This window comes from Bacillus sp. B2-WWTP-C-10-Post-4, assembly GCF_009183805.1.
GTDB classification, from domain to species: Bacteria; Bacillota; Bacilli; order Bacillales; family Bacillaceae_G; genus Bacillus_A; species Bacillus_A cereus.
Map to the genome: position 1 here is coordinate 1 of NZ_WEII01000111.1, position 11,860 is coordinate 11,860.

Consider the following 11,860-nt stretch of genomic DNA (forward strand, 5'->3'; position numbering starts at 1 on the left):
GTAGTATTTGTGCTGTTTTATAAAAATAAACAGTTAGAATCAGAGAGTCAGCAAGTAGAATTTGAAAAGAAACAAGCAATTGAAACGTATGAAAACGAAATTGCAGCTACGGTGATAGAGCATAAAGAACAACAAAATAATTTAAAAAATATGGAACAGAAAAAATACAATGATTTACAAGTAAGTGCAAATAGAGAAATTGAAAATATGCGTATGATGAAAAATCAATTAGCTATGCAGCATAGTAAAGAACGTAGTGAAATGCAAAATAAACATAATAACGAAATACATATGTTTCAAAAATTAATTGCAAATTTACGAGAATATACTAAAAACGGTGCTGAAATGAATACGTACGAAACATTACATTATATGAAGCGAGGATTCATAGAGCAAGGCATCATATTAGATGCTGAATTTCAAGTCATGCCGAATGTTTTTATTAAAAATAATAGTGAAATAAACGATAATAGAATCCATCATCTCATCTTGTGCAAAACTGGTATTTATCTACTGGAGACGAAAGAATGGAACGAGAAATTAATTCATGGTTTAACGAAAGAAAATGCTGGTATATATTCATTTATGATTGATGAAATGGGTAAGTATCAACAAGAAGTTGAAAAAGAAGAGACATTTGAATATATAGTAGGTAAAGATTCGTCAACTATGCAAGTGAAAAATGAAGGAAATCCAGTATATAAGGCGAAGAAACTATCTAAAATTTTATACAATTGTTTGAATGAAATACAGGCTAATAGTATAAAAGAAAAGGTAAAACCAGTTGTATATTTTTATAATGAAAATGGAAAAGAAATAATAGATCTTTCTAGTGAGGAAACACCTAGATTAAAAGATCGGGAGCAAATTGTAACGTTCTTCAGAAATGAAATCTTAGCAGGGAAAGTAGTATATACAGTGCAAGAATTAGAACAGATTCGAGAAATGATTAGCCGGATGAATTATATAGTGAGTTAAAAGGGGAGATCTTTCTGAACGCTATGCTACGTGGCATTTTGTATGTCTATTTTTGTTTGTATATAGTAATGTACATTCTATTTATATTCGTCATTGATATGGTCCATATACCCTTAAGTGTAAGGAGCATTTTTGTAGTATTCATACCATTTGTTTTATTAGTCATGATTCAAAGGGCTATTTTATATGTTTCTAAAAATCGTAATGAAGAAAAGAAGCAAATGTTGGGGGGGTTAATAGTAGCACTCATACCATTAATAGTGTGCACTGTACAACTAAGTGTAAATGAATATACATCAAAGTTTAATCAAAATAGATGGTTAAATCATGCAGATAAGCGGGTATATATGGTAGATGATCTATTACAAAAATATAAATTAATAGAGAAATCAAATGAAGAAATTATACAATTGTTAGGAGCTCCAACGGAAACGAGAAGTGGGGAAGAAGGAGTTACCACTTTGTATTATCTTGGGACTGAACGTGGCTTTATTCCAATAGATAGCGAACAGCTTGTTTTCCAATTTGATAGAGATGGAAAAGTCATGGAATATACGGTGCATAAAGATTAAAGAAACGTAGAGGGAAGCTATATGTTATAGCTTCTTTTTTATTTTTCAATATGTCACGGAAGGGGGAGAAGGTTTTTGAGTGGAATAAGGAATGAAAGCGGAGGTGATGCATATATATAGATGCATTGGGTGATTATTAGTCCGATTGGTGAGGGGTAATAATTAATAAGTACAAACAAAAACCCCACTCATTAAAGTTTCACTTTATCATATTGTATAAATGAAAAGGAGGTAAGACGGTGAAAGCAATCCCGACTGATGTCCTGAGTAAAGAATTGATGGAAAGAGAAGGAGTTATCTCTATTACAGTAAAGGAATTTGAAAAGATAGAAGTAGCTGGAGTGGTGGTCGCTGGTCCAGCAGTTATTTTGATTAATCAAGATTAAGTACATATCATTGAAATAAAAAGCATCCATCTAGGATGCTTTTTATTTGTATGTAAGGATAAATATGATGGATAATTGTGTTATTGGAGGGAAAGTCTGTGGCAATAATTATAACAATGTTAGTAATGGGTATTTTATTAGGATTTGTTGGAGCTGGAGGAGCTGGGTTTATTATCGCGATACTCACTTTAGTATTCCAAATCCCTATTCATGTTGCTCTTGCAACATCTTTAACTGCAATGGCATTTACGACATTATCAGGTGTTGTAAGTCATTACCGTGAAGGCAATGTTGCACTTATTATAGGCGGGATTGTTGGGGGATTTGGCGCAATTGGCTCTTATATTGGTTCTAAATTTGGTTCACTTATACCAGCACATCTTCTTCATTGGTTTACAGCTGGGATGTTATTTTTATCGGCAATTTTTATGTTTATTAAATTAATTATGTTCCAAAACAAAGAAAAGTCGTCTTTATATAAACATAAAGAGTTTTCCGTGAACTACTTGTTGAAATGTGTATGCCTTGGATTAGTTACTGGAATGATGGCTGGTTCATTTGGGATTGGTTCTGCACCGTTTATTCAACTTGGATTAATGGTTCTATTGGGACTTACGATTCAGCAATCTGTAGGGACAACAATGCTTGTTATATTACCGATTGCAATTGGAGGCGGGATAGGATATAGTTCGGAAGGATATTTAGATTATATATTGTTATTACAAGTATTGATTGGGACCATGTTAGGGGCATACATTGGCGCGAAGTTTACAAATTATGCACCGCGAACGCTTTTGAGGTTTTCGATGATTATGACACCGGTTTTAGCTGGTTGTATGCTATTGATGGAATAAAGTGAAATTATAATCAGCAGGGGGTTACTGCCTACAAATAGCGGGATAAAATTAATATAGCAAACTATTAATATATTTTACGAATGAATTATATAGGTAATTCATATTTCCCATATAAAAGGATTTGTTTTAATATTATGAGTGTAAAGTTCGAGTATTCGAAGTACTACTTGAATTATATCCCTATCCCTTTTCTAAAAATGCGAACAAGTTTTGCCCTATTCTATTCAATAGTTAATTGCATAGAAATATATTGTTCGATGACCATTATGGAACGTACATAATGGGAAAATCCCGATCCTTAAAGAGGATGCCCCTAATCTTCATGTGAAAATATGATCGGATATGAAAGCTGACCAATTTATGGTCAGCTTTCTTTTTGTTCGAAAATTATTTCTTCTTTAATTTCTGTTTGCAATAATACAGTTTTTCCAAAGCGACGTTTGCATTCCGCGCGCACTTTTTCAAGGGCTAGTAGCTGAGTAGTGGCGGGAACTGTGACAATAGCTTGGCGAGGTTTTCGATTTTCTTCACAAAAGACACATTCCACGACATAATTAGAAATCATATTTTCATCCTTCCAGTTTTAATTTCTAAGAAGGGATTGTCTATGAAGTTGATGTAACTTTTCGTCATTGTTTTATTATTTCCTCTTTTTTCAAGGGGAAAATAATAAAGAAGGCGAATTTTAGTAGGGGAGGGGTGTTTATGGAGAGATGGATAGGTAGTGCAGCGGTATGTGTAAATGAAAGAAATGAAGTTTTAATGGTACTGCAGGGCAAAGAGGGAGAAGAAAAAAGGTGGTCTGTCCCAAGTGGAGGAATTGAAAAGGGAGAGACACTAGAAGAATGTTGTATCAGGGAAGTTTGGGAAGAAACAGGTTACAATGTGGAAGTTGTAAATAAAATATATGAAAAAGAGGGTATTACATACGGTGTTCCAGTGTATGTCCATTATTATTTTGTTAAACAAATAGGCGGTAATATGAAAATCCAAGACCCTGATGAGTTAATACATGAAATTGCTTGGAAAGGGATACATGAAGTTGAACAATTGTGTTTAGCTTTTCCAGAGGATTATGAATTGCTGTGCCAATATATAGATAAAGAAGCAAGTATGTAAATACTTGCTTCTTTAATGTATCCAAGACAAGAAAAGCGGAACGATAACTAAACTAGCGCCTGCTGTTAAAAGCATGGATAAACTTGCAATTGTTCCTTCCACAGGACCGATTTCGAATGCTTTTGATGTACCGGTTCCATTTGCGCTCGTTCCTAACATAATACCTTTTGCGATTGCTGTTTTAATACGGCAAATACGTATGAGAGAAGGGCCGAGCAATGCTCCTGTTAAGGCAGTTAAAACGACAAATACAGCAGTTAATTGTGACATACCACCAATCATTTCTGAAATAGCCATTGCGATTGGTGTTGTTACGATATGTGGCGCTAAACTATGTTCTAGTGATGAATCAATTTGAAAATAATTTGCTAGTAGTGCTGAAGTAATGACTGATAAAAACGAACCGACAATGACATTAAGTAAGATAGCCATTCCATGTTTCTTTAATAAATCAAAGTATTTATAGATTGGCCATGCAAAAGCAACTGTTGCGGGTTTTAATAATTCAGTTAACCAGTGACCACCAGATTCATATGTTTCATAAGGTGTATCTAATCCGAGCAATAAAGCAATTAAAATAATGGGACAGACGAGAAGAGGAGAAAGTAGACTCCAATTCCAGCGTTGATACATTTTTTTTGATAGCCAATATGTGAATAGTGTTAATAGTAAACAAAGAAATCCGATCATTGCGTTGATCCTTTCCGCTTTAGTAGCAATTCTGTTAAAAGTCCTGTAACTAAGGTAACGCAAAGAGTGCTAATCATAATAATTAAAATGAGATCGATTCCATATTGTGTTAGTGTATCTCTGTAACGTATGACAGCGACTGCAGAAGGGATGAAAAATAAAATAAGTTCTTTTAATAAAAAATCTGCTCCGTCCTGTATCCATTCTTTTTTAACTAGGTTAAATTTTAATGAAATTAATAATAAAAAAATACCGATTATACTTCCTGGAACTGGGAGGTGTGCCTGTTTTGCAATCCATTCACCTGTCCAAGCGAAACAAAATAGTAATAAAATTTGTCCGCTTAACTTCCACCATTTCATACAGTAACCACCTCTTTCTTTTTTTACATAAAAATTGTAAAAAAGAATTAACAATTTCTACTATACGTTCATTCAAAATATTTGTCTAATATATAAATTATATGTTATTAATATATTAGACATATTAATCGAAAGTGAAAAGGGTGTCCAAAAATGGAATTACGGCATTTGCAATATTTTGTTGTTGTGGCAGAAGAGTTACACTTTGGACGGGCGGCTGCTCGTTTACAAATGACACAACCACCACTTAGTCAACAAATACAGCAATTAGAAAAAGAAATGGGAGTTACATTATTTTCAAGAACGAAAAGAAAGGTTGAACTAACAGAAGCAGGAGAAATGTTTTTAAAAGAAGTAAAAAAGGCGTTTGAACAAATTGAAAAAGCAGTAGAAGTTGCACAAAGTGCGCAAAGGGGAGAAGTAGGATCACTTTCAATTGGTTTTGTAGGTGCGGCGATATATGATATTTTACCATCAATTGTTAGGGAATATAGAAAAAAATTTCCGAGAGTGTCTGTTGCATTACATGAATTGTCAACACCAGATCAAGTTCATGCACTTCATGATAACCGTATCGATATTGGCTTTTTACGTCCACCAATTCCAACGCAATTATTAGAATTAGAGCCAATTCAAAGGTTATCTTGCACCTTATGTTTACCAAAGGCACATCCACTTGCAGAGAAAGATGAAATACATATAGAAGATTTACGAGATGAGCCGTTTGTATTTATTACGAGACCAGTATGGCCAGCTTTGTATGATACAATTTTATCTCTTTGCAGAGAAGTTGGATTTAGTCCGCGTATTGTACAAGAAGCAACAGAGTATCAAACAGTTATGGGGCTTGTAGCAGCAGGGATTGGAATTACAGTAATACCCGTGTCGGCAAATAAGTTATATAAAACAGAAGTTGTATATAAAGAGTTATATGATTCTAATTTTGTTGCAGAAATGTCAGTGGCTTACAAAAAAATGAATAGTAATCCAGAGCTACTAGAGTTTTTAAAAATTGCAAGAGAGAAGAAAAGAATAGAAGTAGAAGATGAGCAATAGTAGTAACAGAATATGGATTTAATTCAAATTCATAAAAGTACACCTTATTAAACAATAAAGCGGAAATGCAACTTAAGTTGCATTTCCGCTTTATTGTTCTTTTTTTAGCTCGATACTAAATAGATAAACGTGTTCATTTTCTTTTAAGAGTAGATCAATACCTGTTTCTTCATCAATGGTAGGAACGCTTACAGTTTCTTTACTGGTTTGGATTACAGCAGCTAAAGTTGTTTTTTGATTGTATTTTAAATTTTTTATAGATTGGATTGTAGTAGTTGCAGAGCTATTTACGCTTGGTGGCGCTTCTTCAGGAACAAGTGTTGAACCACCTTCAATATTCAGATACCACTGCCTTTTTTCTTGTATATCTTTATCGAATTGGAAATGTGGTGGTAAAAAAGAAAGCTTTACTTTCTTTTTTGAAAAATGTGAGGTAGCTATATTAGCAATTTCTTTTGTTTTTTTACCATTGTTATAATAATCAATTGTAGCATTTATTTCATCTTTATCATTTTTAAGAGTAACGTTATAAAACATGCTATTTCCTTCTTGAAAAGGAGTCATTTGTAAAATAGAAGCTTGCTCTTTTGTTAATTTGTATGGCTCAACAACGGCAACTTCATTGTTTTTTATTTGGCTACAACTTGTGAGTAATAATAAACACAAGATTGATAGTAATTTTATACGCATGCAATCTCCTCCTTTTTACAATTATATTCTAAATGTGATTTTTTATCATTTCGTTTTCTAGGACTAAAGACTTAGAAGAAATTCCGATTGTAGTGCGATGTTTAAAATGTCATATTTTTATACACTAGTAGTATAGAATGCGTATGTAATAAGGTAGGGGAAGAATTTTATGTCTTTATGTCGGTTAGCGAGAAAAAATATTAGAACATTTGCTACCAAAAGGATGAAGCAATTTATGTGGATTGCTATGAGTACTATGATTTTGTTTTTTATGATATCGTTACAATTTAATGAAGGAGCTATTTTGAAAGTAGGGGATGCATTTGTATTTCAAATGTATTTTTACACACTGTTTATTGTACTAATTTTCATATGTATTTTTACTACATATAAAATGATGTACTCCCTTTTGCTAGTGAGGAGAGAGGAGTTTACATCTTATGTAGCAGAAAATATAAAAAGAAAAGAAGTACTATGTTTATTATGTCAGGAGCAATTATTCATTTATGGAGCAGCGTTTGTTTTTGGATTAGTTAATGGGATGTTATTTTTAAAATTATTTACGGTTATCTTTATGAAAATCGCAGGGATACAAGGAGTAAATAGTGCGCCAATTACAATATATGCAGTTGTAATTATTAGTATAATTATGATGACTGTCGTTTTAATAACGATTATGCAATGTTATCGATTTGTTCGAAGTTTAAAAGATGAAAATTCGTTGCGATTAAAAGAAAGGGCATGAGAAATCATGCTTTTTTCAATTTTACACATAAAAATAATCATGTTACAGTGAAAAGACCTGACAAAGAATAGGAAGGAAAGGTTGTATAGAATGACAAATGAACAATCAATTGTAAAAGTCGATCGGTTAACGAAGCGAATCGGCTCAAAGACACTTGTACAAAATATTAGTTTTGAAGTGAAAAAAGGCGAGGTTGTCGGTTTACTCGGACCAAACGGTGCTGGAAAAACGACTTTAATGAGAATGATGGTTGGTATGATCCGTATGACAGAAGGTGAAGTATGGATTGATGGTCAATCTGTGAAACAGCAATTTGAAAAAACCGCTGCGAAAATTGGGGCGGTAATTGAGACACCCGAATTTTATCCTTTTTTGAGCGGGTATGAAAATTTAACATATTTCGGACGAATGAATGGTAATGTGACCGAAGAACGTATTGATGAAGTAGTGAAATTGTTAGGGATGGGACAAGTAATTGATCGCAAAGTAAAAGCGTATTCACTCGGCATGAGACAACGTTTAGGAATCGCTCAGGCGCTTATTCACGATCCAGACGTGTTGATACTAGATGAACCGACAAATGGATTAGACCCTAGTGGAATACATGAAATGAGAATGTACATAAAAAAAATTGCACATGAACAAGGAAAAGCTGTACTTGTATCAAGTCACTTACTTTCAGAAGTTGAATTAATGTGTGACAGAGTTATCATTATTCAGCACGGGGAATATGTGGCTACGCAAAATATTCAGCATAGCCAAAGCGAAGAGATGGAGACGATCCGTATACGTGTAGATGATGCGAATAAAGCAGCGGAAATATTAGGGCATGATGTTTTAGTAAAAGATAATGAATTACTTATTAATGTAAAAGATGAAGAAATCCCAAATGTTATTCGTACATTGCTTGAGAAAAATATTCAAGTGTATCGTGTATATGAAGAAAGAAAAACGTTAGAAGAGCAATTTTTAGAATTAACAGGGGGAAAAGATATTGTTTAATTTAGTATATAACGAACTGTATAAAATATTTAAGCGGAAGCGAACGATTATTCCATTTGCGGTTATTGCAGTATTAATAATCGGATTAGGGTGGGTTACGGTAAAGTATTTTGAACCGGAAACAAAAGGATGGAAAGTAGATTATACAGAACGTACTGTAGAAATTGAGAAAAAGCTTGGCATGAAAAAAGAAGTTATTTTAGCAGAAAAATCAGGGGATGAGCTTGTAAAAGAATACCAGCTTAAGATGAAGCATTTAGATACAGATACAGCACCGGCAAGCAGTTCTCCACTTTCTTTCATGAGAGATACAGGTTTTATCGTATTTCCAATTTTGCTCCCATTTATCCTCGTGTATGCAAGTACAATTTTTGCGAATGAATATAGCTGGGGAACATATAAATTTTTAACAATCCGTCCGGCGAGTCGATTTAAAATTTTAACAGCAAAGTTTTTAGCAATCGTTATATTTGCAGCTTTATTGTTTATATTTAATATGATTTTCTCCGCTTTATGTGGACTTGTTATTTATAAATTCCAACAGCCTGTATGGAGTGAGTTTATTTTCCAAGATGGAAATATAATAAAACAAAATATTTTTGTGGAAGCAAGTAAATATTATGTTTTATCGTGGTTACCAACGGTTGTGTATGCATCGTTTGCATTTATGATTTCTGTGTTAACGAGATCTAGTGGAGGTGCAATTGGTATTTCACTATTCCTTGCTTTATCAGGCAATATTGCGTTATTAGCAGCCACTAGATATAACTGGGCGAAATATTTATTGCCAGCAAACACAGATTTATATAGTATTTCAAAGAATGGAAGTTTTATTGATGGAGTAACATTCCCGTTTGCATCATGTATGTTACTACTTTATTTGTTCGTATTTTTATGTATTTCATATACTGTGTTTTTAAAACGTGATTTAACTTAATAAGAAAAGCCGTTCAGGGTGCTGAGATGCACTTTGAACGGCTTTTTTTATGAGAATTGTTTAAGTGCTCTTTCGGCTAGTAAAGCAAAGTATTCTGCACTTATAGGCAGTGCCTCTTCATTAATTGTAAAAGCAGGATGATGCCATTCATGTGTACCGCTCGTTCCCATAAAGACGAATGAACCTGGTATTTCCTGTTGGTAAAATGAGAAATCTTCTCCAGCCATTGACGGACTAGGCGAGATGATATTAAGATTCATCTTTGTGGCAACTTGAGTAGATAAGTCTGTAAGAGCTTTATCGTTGTGAACAGCAGGAGGACCTGAATAAAAACGGAATTTCGTTTTTACACCTAATGCATCAGATACACCTTTAATAATACGCTCCATGAGTGCTGGAATCTTTTCACGTGTTTCAGCTTGGAACGTGCGAATCGTTCCTTCTAACATAGCTTTTTCAGGAATCACGTTCCACGTATTTCCTGCATGAATATTTGTAACACTAACAACCGCATTATGAGATGAACTTATATTTCGGCTTACAATTGTTTGCAGTGCCATCACAATTTGAGAGGATGCGACAATAGGATCTACGCCAGCATCTGGTACAGCCGCGTGTGTACCAACTCCGTGAATTTCAATTTCAAATCGATCAACTCCAGCCATCAGTGGACCATCTTTAATGCCAATTGTACCTACTGGTAAATCAGGTTTATTATGCATGCCGAAAATCGCTTGCACATTACGTAAATGTCCAGCATCAATAACTTTGCAAGCGCCATTACTACTTTCTTCAGCTGGTTGGAATATGAAGCGAACCGTTCCATTTAGGGAAGATTCTCTTTCTTTTAATAAGAAAGCAGTACCTAAAATAGCAGCTGTATGAAAATCGTGTCCACAAGCATGCATTTTCCCTCGTACTTTAGATGCATAGGACAAATGTGTTTCTTCTTGAATAGGAAGGGCATCAATATCAGCACGAACTGCTACAATTGGTCCGTTTTTATTACCAGACACTTCAGCGATAATTCCTGTTTCTAAATTGGAATCAATGATAGTAATATTTTTTTCTTCTAACCAATTTTTTATTGCTTTTGTTGTTTCGAACTCTTCATATGATAGTTCTGGATACTCATGTAAATGTCGACGGATGGAAATAAGTTTTTCTTTTAGTTGATTTGAAATAGATACCATGTAGTATGCCTTCTTTCTTCAGCAAAATATTTACCATAAGTATACAACAATAAAAGAGAGGATTCTCAAATGAAAATCCTCTCTCGTTTATCCCATAAAAGCCCGATTGGTTCAACTAATTAAAGTTTCACTTTATGCTGCGACTTTTTTATGCGTATGATGTTTACGATAACGTCCACGCATTGCGTATGCAATTTGCGGGATTGCAATCCCAATTAATATAAGTGATACACCGAACCATTGTGAAGATAGTACAGCCTCTTTTAAAACGAATACTGACATAATTGTTGTAACTGGTAGTTCCGCTGCACCAAGAATAGTCGCTAAGCCAGAACCGATTTTTGGAATCCCGATTGTAAAGGCAATAGATGGAATAACGATACTAAATGTTCCTAATCCTAAACCGTATTTCCAAAGACCTTGAGAAATGGCACCATTAAAAATAAATGTTGGTGGGAATACAATCATGACTAAAGTTAAAGCACCAGTCATTAAGAGAACACCGCGCGGTAATGAAGGTACTTCAACAGCAACTTTTCCGCTTACGAAAATGTATGTTGCGAATGTAACAGCAGATAATAAACCTAAAATGACCCCAGTCGTATCGAAAGCACCTACTGATTGTTCAAGTAAACCACTTGATAAAAATGTCCCTACAAGTAAGAAAATAACAGAAATAACTTTTTCTCTTGAAGGTAATGTTTTTGTTGCGACTGCTTCAATGATAATTCCGACCCAAACGAATTGGAATAAAAGAATAATTGCAATAGAAGCTGGTACAGTTTTTAATGAAGCATAATAAAAAATTCCGGTAAAACTTGCAGATGTTCCTGCAACGAATAAAAGTAATGCTTGCTTTAAAGGAACGCGATGTCTAGAAAATAGAAGTGTAATAGCAAGCAAAATAATCCAACCGAACAAATATTGGCTGCCAATTACCTCTCCAAGTGAAAATCCTTCTGCATATGCAAGCTTAACAAAAATAGCTAAAATTCCATAACTACACGCTCCTAATAAAACTAAAAGAGAATAACGAAGCATGAAAAATTCCTCCCATCTATATGAAGTTATTCCGTATCGAAAATATATAACTAGAGGGAAGTATACAAAATTAGAAATAAAGGGTCAAATGAAAGAAAAGTATGACATTTTATAGAATAATAATAAAAGTATGATATTTATGCATAATCTTGAAATTTTTAATAGTAGAAGTATTATAAAATAAACTTTGCATTGTATAGAGATAGCATTTGAAAAAAATATTTTTTAAACC

Annotated in this window: 15 protein-coding genes; 9 read left to right on the forward strand and 6 right to left on the reverse strand. The window is 33.7% G+C overall.

Annotation, left to right across the window (positions count from 1 at the left end; genetic code table 11):
• The 4 genes from GBN78_RS25145 to GBN78_RS25160 form a co-directional block, all read left to right on the forward strand.
• Positions 1–978 (forward strand): NERD domain-containing protein (locus tag GBN78_RS25145; protein WP_152127831.1); only part of this gene is annotated, 978 nt, incomplete at its 5' end.
• A 23-nt stretch (positions 979–1,001) separates the two neighbouring features.
• On the forward strand, positions 1,002–1,550 hold the full coding sequence (locus GBN78_RS25150; RefSeq protein WP_000943749.1) for a hypothetical protein: 549 nt from the start codon (positions 1,002–1,004) through the stop codon (positions 1,548–1,550).
• Between the two features lie 239 nt (positions 1,551–1,789).
• On the forward strand, positions 1,790–1,936 hold the full coding sequence (locus GBN78_RS25155; RefSeq protein ID WP_000644411.1) for a BC1881 family protein: 147 nt from the start codon (positions 1,790–1,792) through the stop codon (positions 1,934–1,936).
• A 98-nt stretch (positions 1,937–2,034) separates the two neighbouring features.
• Positions 2,035–2,790, forward strand: a complete 756-nt coding sequence (locus tag GBN78_RS25160) for a sulfite exporter TauE/SafE family protein (RefSeq protein WP_000974667.1) — start codon at positions 2,035–2,037, stop codon at positions 2,788–2,790.
• 367 nt (positions 2,791–3,157) lie between these two features.
• On the opposite strand, the gene GBN78_RS25165 is transcribed toward GBN78_RS25160, so the two are convergent.
• Positions 3,158–3,358, reverse strand: coding sequence for a DUF3903 domain-containing protein (locus GBN78_RS25165; protein ID WP_000625226.1), 201 nt, complete (start codon positions 3,356–3,358; stop codon positions 3,158–3,160).
• A 140-nt stretch (positions 3,359–3,498) separates the two neighbouring features.
• Here GBN78_RS25165 and GBN78_RS25170 point away from each other — a divergent pair, with 140 nt between their 5' ends.
• Entirely contained in the window at positions 3,499–3,912 is a 414-nt protein-coding gene (locus GBN78_RS25170) for an NUDIX hydrolase (RefSeq protein WP_152127832.1), read from the forward strand.
• Between the two features lie 12 nt (positions 3,913–3,924).
• Here the strand turns inward: GBN78_RS25170 and GBN78_RS25175 are convergent, their stop codons facing one another.
• Together GBN78_RS25175 and GBN78_RS25180 are read right to left on the reverse strand one after the other, a co-directional pair.
• Positions 3,925–4,602: an LrgB family protein gene (locus tag GBN78_RS25175; RefSeq protein WP_000578965.1), complete on the reverse strand. Its 678-nt coding sequence runs from the start codon at positions 4,600–4,602 to the stop codon at positions 3,925–3,927.
• Entirely contained in the window at positions 4,599–4,964 is a 366-nt protein-coding gene (locus GBN78_RS25180) for a CidA/LrgA family holin-like protein (protein ID WP_000872365.1), read from the reverse strand. Before GBN78_RS25180 ends, GBN78_RS25175 begins: the two co-directional genes overlap by 4 nt.
• A 153-nt stretch (positions 4,965–5,117) precedes the next feature.
• On the opposite strand from GBN78_RS25180, the gene alsR reads away from it, so the two are divergent.
• Complete coding sequence (gene alsR / locus GBN78_RS25185; protein ID WP_000423235.1) at positions 5,118–6,020, forward strand: acetoin biosynthesis transcriptional regulator AlsR; 903 nt, start codon at positions 5,118–5,120, stop codon at positions 6,018–6,020.
• A 90-nt stretch (positions 6,021–6,110) separates the two neighbouring features.
• On the opposite strand, the gene GBN78_RS25190 is transcribed toward alsR, so the two are convergent.
• Positions 6,111–6,710 carry a hypothetical protein gene (locus GBN78_RS25190; RefSeq protein ID WP_001220607.1) on the reverse strand — a complete coding sequence of 200 codons (600 nt, stop codon included), beginning with the start codon at positions 6,708–6,710 and terminating at the stop codon, positions 6,111–6,113.
• A 169-nt stretch (positions 6,711–6,879) separates the two neighbouring features.
• Between GBN78_RS25190 and GBN78_RS25195 the strand changes: the two genes are divergently transcribed.
• The 3 genes from GBN78_RS25195 (at position 6,880) to GBN78_RS25205 (ending at position 9,394) form a co-directional block, all read left to right on the forward strand.
• Positions 6,880–7,455, forward strand: coding sequence for an FtsX-like permease family protein (locus GBN78_RS25195; protein WP_152127833.1), 576 nt, complete (start codon positions 6,880–6,882; stop codon positions 7,453–7,455).
• 90 nt (positions 7,456–7,545) lie between these two features.
• Entirely contained in the window at positions 7,546–8,457 is a 912-nt protein-coding gene (locus GBN78_RS25200; RefSeq protein ID WP_000180622.1) for an ABC transporter ATP-binding protein, read from the forward strand.
• Complete coding sequence (locus GBN78_RS25205; protein ID WP_152127834.1) at positions 8,450–9,394, forward strand: ABC transporter permease; 945 nt, start codon at positions 8,450–8,452, stop codon at positions 9,392–9,394. The genes GBN78_RS25200 and GBN78_RS25205 overlap by 8 nt, the downstream gene beginning before the upstream one ends.
• 47 nt (positions 9,395–9,441) lie before the next feature.
• On the opposite strand, the gene GBN78_RS25210 is transcribed toward GBN78_RS25205, so the two are convergent.
• Positions 9,442–10,587, reverse strand: a complete 1,146-nt coding sequence (locus GBN78_RS25210; RefSeq protein ID WP_000253670.1) for a M20 peptidase aminoacylase family protein — start codon at positions 10,585–10,587, stop codon at positions 9,442–9,444.
• 132 nt (positions 10,588–10,719) lie between these two features.
• A complete protein-coding gene (locus GBN78_RS25215; protein WP_000947046.1) occupies positions 10,720–11,628 on the reverse strand; it encodes an EamA family transporter in 909 nt (302 codons plus the stop codon).
• Positions 11,629–11,860 lie beyond the last annotated feature (232 nt).

Excerpts from the sequence above, each read along its gene's own strand:
- GBN78_RS25150 (WP_000943749.1), top strand. The coding sequence starts at position 1,002 with ATGCTACGTGGCATTTTGTATGTCTATTTTTGTTTGTATATAGTAATG.
- GBN78_RS25165 (WP_000625226.1), bottom strand. The coding sequence starts at position 3,358 with ATGATTTCTAATTATGTCGTGGAATGTGTCTTTTGTGAAGAAAATCGA.
- GBN78_RS25170 (WP_152127832.1), top strand. The coding sequence starts at position 3,499 with ATGGAGAGATGGATAGGTAGTGCAGCGGTATGTGTAAATGAAAGAAAT.
- GBN78_RS25175 (WP_000578965.1), bottom strand. The coding sequence starts at position 4,602 with ATGATCGGATTTCTTTGTTTACTATTAACACTATTCACATATTGGCTA.
- GBN78_RS25180 (WP_000872365.1), bottom strand. The coding sequence starts at position 4,964 with ATGAAATGGTGGAAGTTAAGCGGACAAATTTTATTACTATTTTGTTTC.
- alsR (WP_000423235.1), top strand. The coding sequence starts at position 5,118 with ATGGAATTACGGCATTTGCAATATTTTGTTGTTGTGGCAGAAGAGTTA.
- GBN78_RS25190 (WP_001220607.1), bottom strand. The coding sequence starts at position 6,710 with ATGCGTATAAAATTACTATCAATCTTGTGTTTATTATTACTCACAAGT.
- GBN78_RS25195 (WP_152127833.1), top strand. The coding sequence starts at position 6,880 with ATGTCTTTATGTCGGTTAGCGAGAAAAAATATTAGAACATTTGCTACC.
- GBN78_RS25200 (WP_000180622.1), top strand. The coding sequence starts at position 7,546 with ATGACAAATGAACAATCAATTGTAAAAGTCGATCGGTTAACGAAGCGA.
- GBN78_RS25210 (WP_000253670.1), bottom strand. The coding sequence starts at position 10,587 with ATGGTATCTATTTCAAATCAACTAAAAGAAAAACTTATTTCCATCCGT.
- GBN78_RS25215 (WP_000947046.1), bottom strand. The coding sequence starts at position 11,628 with ATGCTTCGTTATTCTCTTTTAGTTTTATTAGGAGCGTGTAGTTATGGA.